At 72.0% G+C, this 12,917-nt stretch carries 13 protein-coding genes; 10 read left to right on the top strand and 3 right to left on the bottom strand.

Annotated elements, in window-relative coordinates:
• Positions 1 to 39 precede the first annotated feature (39 nt).
• Genes ABZS71_RS19830 through ABZS71_RS19820 form a run of 3 tightly spaced genes read left to right on the top strand, consistent with a single transcriptional unit; the run spans position 40 to position 3,054 of the window.
• Positions 40 to 831, top strand: coding sequence for a lysophospholipid acyltransferase family protein (locus ABZS71_RS19830; RefSeq protein WP_356211762.1), 792 nt, complete (start codon positions 40 to 42; stop codon positions 829 to 831).
• Positions 828 to 1,847 carry an NAD(P)H-dependent glycerol-3-phosphate dehydrogenase gene (locus tag ABZS71_RS19825; protein WP_355846256.1) on the top strand — a complete coding sequence of 340 codons (1,020 nt, stop codon included), beginning with the start codon at positions 828 to 830 and terminating at the stop codon, positions 1,845 to 1,847. Before ABZS71_RS19830 ends, ABZS71_RS19825 begins: the two co-directional genes overlap by 4 nt.
• Before the next feature lie 34 nt (positions 1,848 to 1,881).
• The gene (locus ABZS71_RS19820) at positions 1,882 to 3,054 is read left to right on the top strand and encodes a D-alanine--D-alanine ligase family protein (RefSeq protein WP_356211759.1); all 1,173 of its coding nucleotides are present in this window, start codon (positions 1,882 to 1,884) and stop codon (positions 3,052 to 3,054) included.
• A 26-nt stretch (positions 3,055 to 3,080) separates the two neighbouring features.
• On the opposite strand, the gene ABZS71_RS19815 is transcribed toward ABZS71_RS19820, so the two are convergent.
• Both ABZS71_RS19815 and ABZS71_RS19810 read right to left on the bottom strand, forming a co-directional pair.
• Positions 3,081 to 3,578: a DUF3515 domain-containing protein gene (locus tag ABZS71_RS19815; protein WP_355846262.1), complete on the bottom strand. Its 498-nt coding sequence runs from the start codon at positions 3,576 to 3,578 to the stop codon at positions 3,081 to 3,083.
• A gap of 19 nt (positions 3,579 to 3,597) precedes the next feature.
• Complete coding sequence (locus tag ABZS71_RS19810) at positions 3,598 to 3,831, bottom strand: Lrp/AsnC ligand binding domain-containing protein (RefSeq protein WP_355846265.1); 234 nt, start codon at positions 3,829 to 3,831, stop codon at positions 3,598 to 3,600.
• Positions 3,832 to 3,968: 137 nt separating this feature from the next.
• Here ABZS71_RS19810 and ABZS71_RS19805 point away from each other — a divergent pair, with 137 nt between their 5' ends.
• Both ABZS71_RS19805 and thiD read left to right on the top strand, forming a co-directional pair.
• Positions 3,969 to 4,937: a thiamine-phosphate kinase gene (locus tag ABZS71_RS19805; RefSeq protein WP_355846268.1), complete on the top strand. Its 969-nt coding sequence runs from the start codon at positions 3,969 to 3,971 to the stop codon at positions 4,935 to 4,937.
• 10 nt (positions 4,938 to 4,947) lie between these two features.
• Positions 4,948 to 5,805 (top strand): bifunctional hydroxymethylpyrimidine kinase/phosphomethylpyrimidine kinase, encoded by an 858-nt coding sequence (gene thiD / locus ABZS71_RS19800; protein ID WP_356211756.1) that lies wholly within the window; start codon positions 4,948 to 4,950, stop codon positions 5,803 to 5,805.
• Positions 5,806 to 5,888: 83 nt separating this feature from the next.
• Here thiD and rpmB read toward each other — a convergent pair whose 3' ends face one another.
• A complete protein-coding gene (gene rpmB / locus ABZS71_RS19795; protein WP_009714771.1) occupies positions 5,889 to 6,074 on the bottom strand; it encodes a 50S ribosomal protein L28 in 186 nt (61 codons plus the stop codon).
• Between the two features lie 221 nt (positions 6,075 to 6,295).
• On the opposite strand from rpmB, the gene ABZS71_RS19790 reads away from it, so the two are divergent.
• From ABZS71_RS19790 to ABZS71_RS19770, 5 genes are all read left to right on the top strand, one after another.
• The gene (locus ABZS71_RS19790; RefSeq protein WP_356211754.1) at positions 6,296 to 8,086 is read left to right on the top strand and encodes a DAK2 domain-containing protein; all 1,791 of its coding nucleotides are present in this window, start codon (positions 6,296 to 6,298) and stop codon (positions 8,084 to 8,086) included.
• Positions 8,087 to 8,113: 27 nt separating this feature from the next.
• Complete coding sequence (recG, locus tag ABZS71_RS19785) at positions 8,114 to 10,351, top strand: ATP-dependent DNA helicase RecG (protein WP_356211752.1); 2,238 nt, start codon at positions 8,114 to 8,116, stop codon at positions 10,349 to 10,351.
• Positions 10,352 to 10,485: 134 nt separating this feature from the next.
• Entirely contained in the window at positions 10,486 to 11,073 is a 588-nt protein-coding gene (rsmD, locus tag ABZS71_RS19780; RefSeq protein ID WP_356211750.1) for a 16S rRNA (guanine(966)-N(2))-methyltransferase RsmD, read from the top strand.
• Positions 11,070 to 11,579: a pantetheine-phosphate adenylyltransferase gene (gene coaD / locus ABZS71_RS19775; RefSeq protein ID WP_356211747.1), complete on the top strand. Its 510-nt coding sequence runs from the start codon at positions 11,070 to 11,072 to the stop codon at positions 11,577 to 11,579. Before rsmD ends, coaD begins: the two co-directional genes overlap by 4 nt.
• A 100-nt stretch (positions 11,580 to 11,679) precedes the next feature.
• Positions 11,680 to 12,915: a cell division initiation protein gene (locus ABZS71_RS19770; protein WP_356211745.1), complete on the top strand. Its 1,236-nt coding sequence runs from the start codon at positions 11,680 to 11,682 to the stop codon at positions 12,913 to 12,915.
• Positions 12,916 to 12,917 lie beyond the last annotated feature (2 nt).

Raw genomic sequence — 12,917 nt, 5'->3', positions numbered from 1 at the left:
AGCCAGCAGGTCAGCAGGGTCCAAGAGAGGATGTTCCGAGTGTCCGGCCGCAGAATCGGCTTCTGGTACCGCACGGCAGCGGTCTTGGTCAAACCGCCGCTCGTGGTTCTGTTCAAGCGGGACTGGCACGGAATGGAGCACATTCCCGCCGACGGTGGATTTATCACTGCGATCAATCACAACTCGTATCTCGACCCGCTCTCCTACGCGCACTTCCAGTACAACACCGGACGCGTGCCGCGATTCCTCGCCAAGGCCGCGCTCTTCAGGGGCGGCTTCCTCGGCACGATGCTGCGTGGCACCGGCCAGATCCCCGTCTACCGCGAGTCGACCGACGCCGCCAACGCCTTCCGGGCCGCCGTGGACGCCATCAACAGGGGCGAGTGCGTGGCCTTCTACCCCGAGGGCACCCTCACCCGCGACCCCGACCTGTGGCCCATGCGCGGCAAGACGGGCGCGGCGCGCGTCGCGCTGCTCACCAAGGCCCCGGTCATCCCGGTCGCCCAGTGGGGCGCTAACGAGGCCGTGCCGCCGTACGCCAAGGAGAAGAAGGTCCGGCTCTTCCCCCGCAAGACCCTCAAAGTGCTCGCGGGCCCGCCGGTGGACCTGTCCGAGTTCTACGGGCAGGAGCCGACCGTGGAGGTGCTGCGGGCGGCCACCGACATCATCATGGCCGCCATCACCGACCTCCTCGCCGAGGTCCGCGGAGTGCCCGCGCCCGCCGGGACGAAGGAATTGCGGTCCGCCAGGCCGCACGCCGTCCGGCCCCGTGCCACCAAGCCCCACGCCGCCGACCAGCCGCGCCCCGTGGCCGAAGAGGAGAGCAAGTGACGCGCTGCGCCGTCTTCGGCACCGGCTCCTGGGGCACCGCCTTCGCGATGGTGCTCGCCGACGCCGGCTGTGAGGTGACGCTGTGGGGCCGCCGCGCCGAGCTGGCCGAGGCCATCAACAGGGGCCGCACCAACCCCGACTATCTGCCGGGGGCCGAGCTGCCGCTGGGGGTGTCGGCCACCACCGACCCGGCCCTCGCGGCCCGCGACGCGGAGTTCACCGTCCTCGCGGTGCCCTCCCAGACGCTGCGCGCAAACCTCGCCGCGTGGGCGCCGCTGCTGCCCGCCGACACCGTGCTGGTCTCCCTGATGAAGGGCGTCGAACTCGGCACGGCGAAGCGGATGAGCGAGGTCATCGAGGAAGTCGTCGGCAAGGCGTCGCCCGGTGTGGAGGTCGCCGGCCGGGTGGCGGTGCTGACCGGGCCCAACCTCGCCAAGGAGATCGCCGCCCGCCAGCCCGCCGCCTCCGTCGTGGCCTGCCGTGACGAGAGCGTGGCGCGCCGCCTCCAGACCGCCTGCCACACCTCGTACTTCCGCCCGTACACCAACACCGACGTGGTCGGCTGCGAGCTGGGCGGCGCGGTGAAGAACGTCATCGCGCTGGCCGTGGGCATCGCCGACGGCATGGGGCTCGGCGACAACGCCAAGGCGTCGCTCATCACCCGCGGCCTCGCCGAAACGACCCGGCTGGGCCTGGCGATGGGTGCCGACGCGCACACCTTCGCGGGCCTCGCGGGCATGGGCGACCTCGTCGCCACCTGCTCCTCCCCGCTCTCCCGCAACCACACCTTCGGCACCAATCTGGGCCGCGGAATGACACTGGAGGAGACCATCGCGGTCACCAGGCAGACCGCGGAGGGCGTCAAGTCGTGCGAGTCCGTGCTGGATCTCGCCCGCCGCTACGACGTCGACATGCCCATCACCGAAACCGTGGTCGGCATCGTGCACGACGGCAAACCGCCGCTCGTCGCCCTCAAAGAGCTGATGTCGCGCAGCGCCAAGGCCGAGCGACACTGACGCCGTACGAACCGCAAGGTAACCTCAACGCGATATGAGCAGCCAGACCCCTTCCCCACGCCCTGTCCCGGCTTCCTCCGCAGGCGAGCCGCGGAAGCCGCGCGTCGCCGTCGTCTTCGGCGGCCGCAGCTCCGAGCACGCCATCTCGGTGGTCACCGCGGGCGCCGTGCTGCGCGCCATCGACCGCGAGAAGTACGACGTGCTGCCGATCGGCATCACGGCGGACGGCCGTTGGGCGCTGACCGCCGACGAGCCCGACCGGATGGCCATCGCCAACCGTGAGCTGCCCAGCGTCGAACGGCTCGCCGAGTCCGCGGAGGGCTCGGTCGTGCTCCCGGTGGACCCGGGGAACCGCGAGGTCGTCTACAGCGAGCCGGGGGCGGTGCCCAAGGCGCTGGGCGACGTCGATGTGGTCTTCCCCATGCTGCACGGCCCCTACGGCGAGGACGGCACCCTCCAGGGGCTGCTGGAGCTGTCCGGCGTGCCGTACGTGGGCGCCGGAGTGCTCGCCTCCGCCGTCGGCATGGACAAGGAGTACATGAAGCGGGTGTTCATCTCCTTCGGGCTGCCCGTCGGCCCGTACGAGGTGATCCGCCCCCGCCAGTGGGAGCAGGATCCTTCCGCCGCCCGTAAGAAGATCGTCGACTTCGCCGGGGAGCACGGCTGGCCGGTTTTCGTGAAGCCCGCGCGCGCGGGCTCGTCGATCGGCATCACCAAGGTCGACGACGAGGCATCGCTCGACGCGGCGGTCGAGGAGGCCCGGCGCCACGACCCGAAGGTCATCGTGGAGGCGCTGCTGCGCGGTCGCGAGATCGAATGCGGGGTGCTGGAATTCGAGGACGGGCCGCGCGCCAGCTTCCCCGCCGAGATCCCGCCGGTCTCCTCCCACGACTTCTACGACTTCGAGGCGAAGTACATCGACTCGGCGGACGGCATCGTGCCCGCGCCCCTCACCGAGGAGCAGACCGCACGGGTCCAGGAGCTCGCGGTGCGCGCGTTCGACGCGGTGTCCTGCGAGGGGCTGGTGCGCGCCGACTTCTTCCTGCTGGACAGCGGCGAGTTCGTGATCAACGAGGTCAACACCATGCCGGGCTTCACCCCGATCTCCATGTACCCGCGCATGTGGCAGGAGAGCGGTGTGAGCTACCCCGAGCTGGTGGACCGGCTCATCCAGGCCGCGCTGCGCCGCTCGACAGGGCTGCGCTAGGCCGCCCGAGCCCGGTCCGGGCGGCCCTAGGCCACGCCCTTCGGCACGGTCTTCTTGACGGCGTGGGCGAGGTCGAGCAGCGGGTTCACCTCGGGCGCGTACCTCGCAGGCACCGTCACCTCCACATACGCCCGCCGCAGTACGGTGGTGAAGCGATAGCCGTGCTTCTGCTTCTCGGGCAGCCAGTCGACCCCGTTCACCTCGGCCGACCGGGTCGAGGCGGTCAGCGCCTCCGGGCGGGCGACCCCACAGCGCAGCTGCACGGCGGGGTCGCCCCAGACGGCGGTGAAGTCCGAGGCGGGCCCGGCGGTGCGCCGCTTCAGCCCGTCCACGGTCGTGGGCAGTTCCTTGTGCAACGCCCGGCACACCGACGCCGCCTGCGGCGACGGCGTGGGAACCGCGGGTGCGCCGGAGTCGTCGGAATCCTCGGTGAAGGAGCAACCGGCCGCCGACAGCAGGACCAGCGCCGCCGCGGCGGACAGCGGGACGCGCCTACGGGTGAGACTACGGTGTGCGGAATTCACCGGCTGAGCATACGGGGAGCTAGAGATGGACGACCGGGCAGGTCAGGGTGCGGGTGATCCCGTCCACCTGCTGGACCTTCGCGACCACCATGCGGCCGAGGTCATCCACCGTGTCGGCCTGGGCGCGCACGATCACGTCGTAGGGGCCCGTCACGTCCTCGGCCTGTATCACCCCCGGGAGCTTGGCGATGACGTCGGCCACGGTCGACGCCTTGCCGACCTCGGTCTGGATCAGGATGTACGCCTGTACCACGGAACCTCCAGGGCGGCTACGAGGATCATGTGGGGAGAAGGGACGCCACGGTACCGCGTCGCCAGGCGGCGAGGGGAGACCCGCGCGACGAGCGCGGCGCGGCGGGCGCAGGGCCACGAGCACGAAGGGGCGATGGGATGAAGGGCACCGTGGGCGAGTTGGGGGAGTTCGGGCTCATCAGAGAGCTCACTTCCCGGCTCACCACCACCCCGGCGGTGAAGCTGGGGCCCGGTGACGACGCCGCGGTTGTGGCCGCACCGGACCGCAGGGTCGTGGCCAGTACGGACGTCCTGCTGGAGGGCAGGCACTTCCGCCGGGACTGGTCCACCGCCTATGACGTCGGCCGTAAGGCCGCGGCCCAGAACCTGGCCGACATCGCGGCGATGGGCGCGGTCCCGACCGCGCTGCTGCTCGGCCTGGTGGTCCCCGCCGACCTCCCGGTGACCTGGCCCGCCGAGCTGATGGACGGCATCCGCGACGAGTGCCAGGTGGCGGGCGCGGCCGTGGTCGGCGGCGATGTGGTGCGCGGCGACACCATCACCGTCGCGATCACCGCCCTGGGCGATCTGCGCAACCATGAGCCGGTCACCCGATCTGGTGCCCAGCCGGGCGACGTTGTCGCGGTCACCGGCTGGCTGGGCTGGTCGGCGGCCGGGCACGCGGTGCTCTCGCGCGGCTTCCGCTCGCCGCGCGCCTTCGTCGAGGCGCACCGGCGGCCGGAGCCGCCGTACCACGCGGGCCCCGCCGCCGCCGGGCTCGGAGCGACCGCCATGACCGATGTGAGCGACGGGCTCGTCGCCGACCTCGGGCACATCGCGGACGCCAGCCAAGTCCGTATCGATCTGTGCTCGGGAGACATTGACATCCCCTCGCAGATGTCGGACATCGGCCAGGCGGTGGGCGTCGACCCGCTCCAGTGGGTGCTCAGCGGGGGAGAGGACCACGCGATCGTGGCCACCTTCCCGCCCGATGTGAAGCTCCCGGCCCGCTGGAAGGTGATCGGCGAGGTGCTGAACCCCTCGGCGCTGCCTCAGGTGACGGTGGACGGAGCCCCCTGGCTGCACGCGGGCTGGGACCATTTCGGACAGGACAAGGGCGCCGAGTAGATTCGGCCGCATGCCGAATTCTCCTCGTCTCACTCGTCTACCGCGCGATGCCGCGGCACCCGTACGTGTTCTCAGCGTCGCCGGATCGGACTCCGGCGGTGGTGCGGGCATCCAGGCCGATCTGAAGACGATGCTGGCCCTGGGCGCGCACGGCATGAGCGTGATCACCGCGGTGACGGCGCAGAACTCGCTGGGCGTGCAGGGCGCCTGGGAGCTGCCCGCCGAGGCCGTCCGGGCCCAGTTCCGCAGCGTCGTCGACGACATCGGCGTCCAGGCGGTCAAGACCGGCATGCTGGCGAGCGCCGAGCTCGTCGAGACCGTCGCCGCGCTTCTCGCGGGCTTCACCGCCCCGGTGGTCGTCGACCCGGTCGGGGTCTCCAAGCACGGCGATCCGCTGCTGGCCGCCGAGGCGCTCGACGCGGTCCGTACGAAGCTGCTGCCGACCGCGACCGTCGCCACCCCCAATCTGGACGAGGTCGCCCAGCTCACCGGCGTCCGGGTGGAGTCGGAGGGCGATCTGCGGCGGGCGGCCGGGGCGGTGCTGGCCCACGGCCCGCAATGGGTGCTGATCAAGGGCGGCCATCTGGCGGGCGACGCGGTCGATCTGCTCACGGACGGCACCGAGGAGCACTGGCTGCGGGCGCCCCGCTACGACAACCGCCACACCCATGGGACGGGGTGCACGCTCGCCGCGGCGATCGCCACCTATCTGGCGGGCGGGCTCGAGGTCCCACAGGCCGTGGCGGAGGCCAAGGAGTACGTCACGGGCGCGATCGAGGCGGGCTTCCCGCTGGGCGCGGGCCTCGGGCCGGTCGACCACGGCTGGCGGTCGGCGGACCGCTCCGATCGCGCCGACCAGGCCGGCTGAAGGCATGCGTAAAGGCCGGTCCACACATTCTGTGGACCGGCCCTGGCAACCGGAATCCCGCTCGCGCGGGGCGGCCGTTGCGCCTAGCGCGAGACCTTGCCGGCCTTGATGCACGAGGTGCAGACGTTGAGCCGCTTCGGGGTCCGACCGACCACAGCGCGCACCGTCTGGATGTTGGGGTTCCAACGACGGCGGGTGCGGCGGTGCGAGTGCGAGATGTTGTTGCCGAAGCCCGGCCCCTTGCCGCAGACGTCGCAGTTGGCAGCCACGGGTTACTCCAAAGACGGGTCAGCCTCGCTTCTCGCGAGGAGACAGAACTTACGGGGACCCCGGACGTGGCCAGGATCGTGGACCACCGGCGGCGCCAGGGGGGAATGGCCCGATTCTCATCGGGCAACCGGAGCAGCATACAACGGCCACTCCCGTACAACGAAACTATCATGGCTGGCCCGGCACTCGCCGAGGGCGGCGACTACCCTGCGATGACGCGATGACCGACCCCGCCCCAGCCGTCCCGAGGAGGACGTACGTGCCGCACACGCTCGACGCCGATGCGGTACGGATCTGGTGCGGGCTCGCGCTGGACGCGCTGGGCCGGGCCCGCGAGGACATCGACGCGATCAATGTCTATCCGGTCGCGGACGGGGACACCGGCACCAATCTGTATCTGACCGTCGAATCCGCCGCCCAGGCGGTCGACGCCGCCTTCAACGGCCACGCCGCCTCGGCCTCGGCCTCCCGCCCCACCGTCGCCGATGTGGTGCGCGCCATGGCCCACGGCGCGCTGATCGGCGCACGGGGCAACTCCGGCACCATCCTCGCGCAGCTGCTGCGCGGCATGGCGGACGTCCTGGCCGACGGCCCGGGGGGCGACGGTTCCCCGGAGGGCGAGGCCGACGGGCTGCGCCGGGCCCTGCGGCGCGCGGTCGACCTCGCCTATCTGGCCGTCGCGCACCCCGTGGAGGGCACCGTCCTCACGGTCGCCGTGGCCGCGGCGGAGGGCGCCGAGCGGGCCACCGGCGACGACATCGGCACCGTGGCCCGCGCGGCGTACGAAGGGGCCCGTGCGGCGCTCCAGGCCACCCCCGGGCAGCTCGACGTCCTCGCCCGTGCGGGAGTCGTCGACGCGGGCGGCTACGGCCTCGTCACGGTCCTGGGCGGGCTCGCCGAGGCGCTGTCGGGCGAGGCCCCGCCTCCACCGCCCGCCGCGCTGGGACGCCCGCGCGGGGGCCGCCCCGCGCCCCTGGAGCGGGACCTTGAGGGCTGTCCCGCCGACGGCTCCCCGGGGGCCGGGCCCGCCTTCGAGGTGATCTATCTGCTGGAGGCGGAGGAAGCGGCCGTCGTACGGCTGCGGGAGCGGCTGGACGCGCTCGGCGACTCCCTGGTGGTCGTCGGCGGCGATGGCCTGTGGAATGTCCACATCCATGTGGACGACGCCGGGGCCGCCGTGGAGGCGGGCATCCAGGCCGGGCGCCCGTACCGGATCCGCATCACCCACTTCGGCGGCGCCGCCGTCCATAAGGCGGGCACCGGCGAGCCGGGCCGCCCGGACCCGGCCGCCGGGCAGCGGGCGGAGCCCGGAGACCAGGAGCCGTCCCGCGGTCCCCGCCCCGAGCGCGCCACCCGCGCCGTCGTCGCCGTCGTACCCGGCGACGGGCTCGCCGCGCTGTGCGCCGAGGCCGGCGCGACCGCGGTCGTCGCCCGCCCCGGCGAGCCGCCCGCCAGCGGTGAACTGGCCGAGGCGATCCGGCGGGCGCACGCCAGGGAGGTCGTCCTGCTGCCGAACGACACCGAGCTGCACCACTGCGCGGCGGCCGCCGCCGCGCAGGCCCGCGCCGAGGGCGTACGGGTCGCGGTCATCCCCACCCGCTCCGCGGTCCAGGGCATCGCCGCGCTCGCCGTCCACGAGCCCGGCCGCAGCTTCGACGAGGACGTCGTCGCCATGACCTCCGCCGCCGGGGCCACGCGCCACGCCGAACTGGCCGTCGCCGAGCGCCAGTCCTGGACCATGGCCGGGGTGTGCCAGGCCGGGGACGTCCTCGGCCTGATCGACGGCGATGTGGCGGTGATCGGGGACGAGCTGGCCGGGACCGCCGAGACCGTGCTGGACCGGATGCTGGCCGCGGGCGGCGAGATGGTCACCCTGGTGCTGGGCGAGGGCCTGCCGGACGAGCTCGCCGAACGGCTGGAGCGGCACGTACGGGACGGCCATTTCGCCGTCGACACGGTCGTCTACCACGGCGGCCAGCCCACCGTGCCGCTGATCATAGGCATCGAATGATCCCGATTGTCGGTGCGGTGGTGTGCAATGGACTGCGTGCCCGTGCTGGATGAACCCCTGAAGAAGGTCCTCGGCGGCAACACCGCGAAGGTGATGGCCGACCATCTCGACCTGCACACGGTCGGCGATCTGCTGCACCACTACCCGAGGCGGTACGCGGAGCGCGGTGAGCTGACCCGGCTGTCCGATCTGCCGCTCGACGAGCATGTGACCGTCGTCGCCCAGGTCGCCGACGCCCGGGTGCACACGTTCAACGGCGGCCGGGGCAAGCGCCTGGAGGTCACCATCACCGACGGCAGCGGCCGTCTCCAGCTGGTCTTCTTCGGCAAGGGCATCCACAAGCCTCGCGCGGAGCTGCTGCCCGGCAGCCGAGCGATGTTCGCCGGGAAGGTCTCGGTCTTCAACCACAAGCGGCAGCTGGCCCACCCGGAGTTCAAACCGCTGAGCGCGGACAGCGGCGCGGACGCCGTCGAGGCGTTCGCCAACCAGCTGCTGCCGCTGTACCCGGCGTGCAAGCAGATGGAGTCCTGGCAGATCCAGCAGGCCGTCGACACCGTCCTGGGCCCCGCGGGACACGAGGAGGCCGCGCTGGCAGGCCTCGTCGACCCGCTGCCCGACGCCCTGCGCCAAGGCCGCGGACTGGCCACGCTCCCCGAGGCGCTCGCCAGGATCCACCGGCCGCGCACCAAGGCCGACATCGCCGTCGCGCGCGACCGCCTCAAGTGGGACGAGGCGTTCGTCCTGCAGGTGGCGCTGGCCCGTCGCCGCCGGGCCGACGCCCAGTTGCCCGCCGCGCCCCGTAAGCCCGTCGCTGACGGACTGCTCGCCGCCTTCGACGCCCGGCTGCCCTTCACCCTCACCGAGGGCCAGCGGCAGGTCAGCGAAGAGGTCTTCGCCGACCTCGCCACCGACCACCCCATGCACCGGCTGCTGCAGGGCGAGGTCGGCTCGGGCAAGACGATGGTGGCGCTGCGCGCGATGCTCGGCGTCGTGGACGCCGGGGGACAGGCGGCGATGCTCGCGCCGACCGAGGTGCTCGCCCAGCAGCACCACCGCTCGATCACCGAGATGATGGGGGAGTTGGCCGCGGGCGGCATGTTGGGCGGTGCGGAGCAGGGCACCAAGGTGGTGCTGCTCACCGGTTCCATGGGCGCCGCGGCCCGCCGTCAGGCGCTGCTGGACCTGGTCACCGGCGAGGCCGGGATCGTGATCGGCACCCACGCCCTGATCGAGGACAAGGTCCAGTTCCACGATCTGGGCCTGGTGGTCGTCGACGAGCAGCACCGGTTCGGCGTCGAGCAGCGCGACGCCCTGCGCTCCAAGGGCAAGCAGCCCCCGCATCTGCTGGTGATGACCGCCACCCCGATCCCGCGGACCGTCGCCATGACCGTCTTCGGCGATCTGGAGACCTCCGTTCTGGACCAGTTGCCCTCGGGCCGCTCCCCGATCGCCTCCCATGTGGTGCCCGCGAAGGACAAGCCGCACTTCCTGGCCCGCGCCTGGGAGCGGGTGCGGGAGGAAGCGGCCGCCGGGCATCAGGCGTATGTCGTGTGCCCGCGCATCGGGGACGAGGAAGACGACCCCAGCGCGGCCAAGACGGCGAAGGCGGCCAAGGAGAAGTCCGCGTCCCCCGAGGACGAGGCGGAGAAGCGGCCGCCGCTCGCGGTCCTCGATGTCGCCGAGAAGATCGCCAAGGGTCCGCTGCACGGGCTGCGGGTGGAGGTGCTGCACGGCCGGATGCAGCCGGATGCCAAGGACGAGGTGATGCGCCGCTTCGCCGCGGGCGACGTGGACGTCCTGGTCGCCACCACCGTGATCGAGGTCGGGGTCGATGTGCCCAACGCCACCGCCATGGTGATCATGGACGCCGACCGGTTCGGCGTGTCCCAGCTGCACCAGCTGCGCGGCCGGGTCGGCCGAGGCTCGGCCGCCGGGCTGTGTCTGCTGGTCACCGACATGCCCGAGGGCAGCCCCGCCCGTGGCCGGCTCGGCGCGGTCGCGGCCACGCTGGACGGCTTCGAGCTGTCCCGGATCGATCTGGAGCAGCGCCGCGAGGGCGATGTGCTCGGCCAGGCCCAGTCCGGGGTCCGCTCCTCGCTGCGGATGCTCGCCGTCATCGACGACGAGGAGGTCATCGTGGCGGCCCGGGAGGAGGCGACCGCGATCGTCTCGGCCGATCCGGAGCTGACCGGCTTCCCGGAGCTGCGCACCGCGCTGGACGCCCTGCTGGACAAGGAGCGGGAGGAATTCCTGGACAAGGGGTGAGCCGCCGGACAGGACCTTGGGGCCGCGCGGCCACCCCCGGCGCCGTACGCCATATCGTGGAGGGGCAGCGGCCCGACCACGACATGGCGTACCGCCCGCCGCTGCCCCGACCACCGCGAAGGACTGCCTCACCCATGACCCGCGTGATCGCCGGAGCGGCCGGCGGCCGGCGCCTGGCCGTGCCGCCGGGAAACGGCACCCGACCCACCTCGGACCGGGCGCGCGAGGGCCTGTTCTCCTCCTGGGAGTCGCTGCTCGGCTCGCTGAACGGGGCCCGGGTCCTCGATCTGTACGGCGGCTCGGGCGCGGTCGGCCTGGAGGCGCTGTCCCGCGGCGCCGCCCATGTGCTGCTCGTCGAGTCCGACCCGCGCGCCGCGCGCACCATCCGGGAGAACATCCGGACGCTGGGGCTGCCCGGTGCCGAGCTCCGTACTGCCAAGGCCGAACAGGCCCTTGCCGGACAGGCTCCCGCCACCGGCCCGTACGACGTCGTCTTCCTCGATCCGCCCTACGCCGTCAGCGATGACGATCTCCGCGAGATCCTCCTCACACTCCTCCATAAAGGCTGGCTCGCGCCCGATGCGCTGGCCACCGTGGAGCGCAGCACACGAGGCGGGGAGTTCGGGTGGCCGGCCGGATTCGAGGGGCTGCGGGCCCGTCGCTACGGCGAGGGCACGCTTTGGTACGGTCGCGCCGTCTCGACGTGCGACAACGCGTCATGACCGGACCCGAGAGCGAGGAAATTCCGTTGCGCCGCGCCGTCTGTCCAGGGTCCTTCGACCCCGTCACCAATGGACACCTCGACATCATCGCCCGTGCCTCCAAGCTGTACGACGAGGTCTACGTCGCGGTGATGATCAATAAGTCCAAGCAGGGCCTGTTCACGGTGGACGAGCGGATGGACCTCCTCCGCCAGACCACCGCGCAATACGGAAACGTCAAGGTGGAGTCCTTCCACGGGCTGCTCGTCGACTTCTGCAAGCAGCGCGAGATCCCCGCGATCGTCAAGGGGCTGCGAGCCGTCAGCGACTTCGACTACGAGCTGCAGATGGCCCAGATGAACAACGGCCTGTCAGGCGTGGAGACCCTCTTCGTGCCCACCAACCCCACCTACAGCTTCCTGTCCTCCAGCCTGGTCAAGGAGGTCGCGGCCTGGGGCGGCGACGTCTCCCATCTGGTGCCCCCGCTGGTCCTGGAGGCGCTCACCGAGCGGCTCGGACGGAAGTAGCGGCTGACGGGGCGTCAGCGGGTGTCGGGCAGAGGTCCCCTGGCCGTACAGTCGTCGCGTTCGTTCTCATCCGCACCCAGAGAGTCTGCGAGCACCCACAGTGGACGTGCAGAAGAAGCTCGACGAGATCGTCGATACCGTCGGCAGCGCCCGGTCCATGCCCATGTCGGCCTCGTGCGTGGTCAACCGCGCCCAGCTGCTCGCCCTGCTCGAGGAGCTGCGGGCCGCGCTCCCGGACTCCCTTGCCCATGCCCAGGAGCTGATCGGCGGCCGCGACCAGATGGTCGAGGAGGCCCGCCAGGAGGCCGAGCGGATCATCGAGTCCGCGCACGCCCAGCGCACCTCGCTGATCTCGGCCACCGAGGTGGCCAGGCAGTCCCAGGAGGAGGCCGAGCGGATCCTCACCGAGGCCCGCCGGGAGGCCGAGGAGATCCGCGCCGAGGCTGACGACTACGTGGACAGCAAGCTCGCCAACTTCGAGGTCGTGCTGACCAAGACCATCGGCTCCGTGGGCCGCGGCCGGGAGAAGCTCCTGGGCCGCGCCCCCGCCGGTCCGGACGGCATGGGGCAGCCGGAGGAGGGGCCGGAGCGCAGCGCCGACCCGCAGACCCTGCGGCAGCGCGCCGACGAGTACGTGGACACCAAGCTCGGCGCCGTCTCGGCCGTCCTCGGCAAGACCCTGGAGGCGGTCGGCCGGGGCCGGCAGAAGCTGCTCGGGGCCCGGCCCGCCGATGAGCTGGCCGCCCATATGGCGGCCCAGGACGCGGCCTCCCTCGGCCTCCGCACCAGCGACGACGACTACCTCGCGGACCTCGCCCAGTCCCAGGCGTCCCCGGTCCAGGCGTCCCCGGTCCAGGCCTCCCCGGCCCAGCCGGCCGTCCAGCCCGAGGTCGCCGCGGCCGACGCCGCGTACTACGCCGCGGCCGCGGGCTACCAGCAGCAACAGGACGCGTACGGCTATCCGCAACAGCAGGGTTACGTCCCGCAGCAGCAGGACCCGTACGCCGCGCAGGGCGGCTATCCGCAGGCGGACGCCTACACCTGGCAGCAGCAGGCCCAGGCCCAGGGCTACGATCCGAACGCGGGCTACGTCCCCGACCAGCAGCAGCTCCAGCAGCAGCAGCAGCTCCAGCAGCAGCAGCAGCTCCAGCAGCAGCAGCAGCTCCAGCAGCAGCAGCAGCTCCAGCAGCAACAGCAGCTCCAGCAGCAACAGCAGCTCCAGCAACAGCAGCAACAGCAGCACCAGCAGCCGGGTGCCGCCCTCGACGAGACCAGCCTGTTCGACACCAGCATGATCGACCTCGATCAGCTCCGGCAGTACGAACAAGGCCGCTAGAG

This window comes from Streptomyces sp. NPDC005393 (assembly GCF_040606675.1).
GTDB lineage: Bacteria > Actinomycetota > Actinomycetes > Streptomycetales > Streptomycetaceae > Streptomyces.
The sequence above is the reverse complement of the archived record's forward strand: the minus strand, read 5'-3'. Positions and strand labels throughout refer to the sequence as shown.

What these genes read in the sequence shown, in the direction of transcription:
- ABZS71_RS19820 (WP_356211759.1), top strand. Translation starts at nt 1,882, where the DNA reads ATGAGCAGCCAGACCCCTTCCCCACGCCCTGTCCCGGCTTCCTCCGCA.
- ABZS71_RS19805 (WP_355846268.1), top strand. Translation starts at nt 3,969, where the DNA reads ATGAAGGGCACCGTGGGCGAGTTGGGGGAGTTCGGGCTCATCAGAGAG.
- thiD (WP_356211756.1), top strand. Translation starts at nt 4,948, where the DNA reads ATGCCGAATTCTCCTCGTCTCACTCGTCTACCGCGCGATGCCGCGGCA.
- ABZS71_RS19790 (WP_356211754.1), top strand. Translation starts at nt 6,296, where the DNA reads ATGACCGACCCCGCCCCAGCCGTCCCGAGGAGGACGTACGTGCCGCAC.
- recG (WP_356211752.1), top strand. Translation starts at nt 8,114, where the DNA reads ATGGACTGCGTGCCCGTGCTGGATGAACCCCTGAAGAAGGTCCTCGGC.
- rsmD (WP_356211750.1), top strand. Translation starts at nt 10,486, where the DNA reads ATGACCCGCGTGATCGCCGGAGCGGCCGGCGGCCGGCGCCTGGCCGTG.
- coaD (WP_356211747.1), top strand. Translation starts at nt 11,070, where the DNA reads ATGACCGGACCCGAGAGCGAGGAAATTCCGTTGCGCCGCGCCGTCTGT.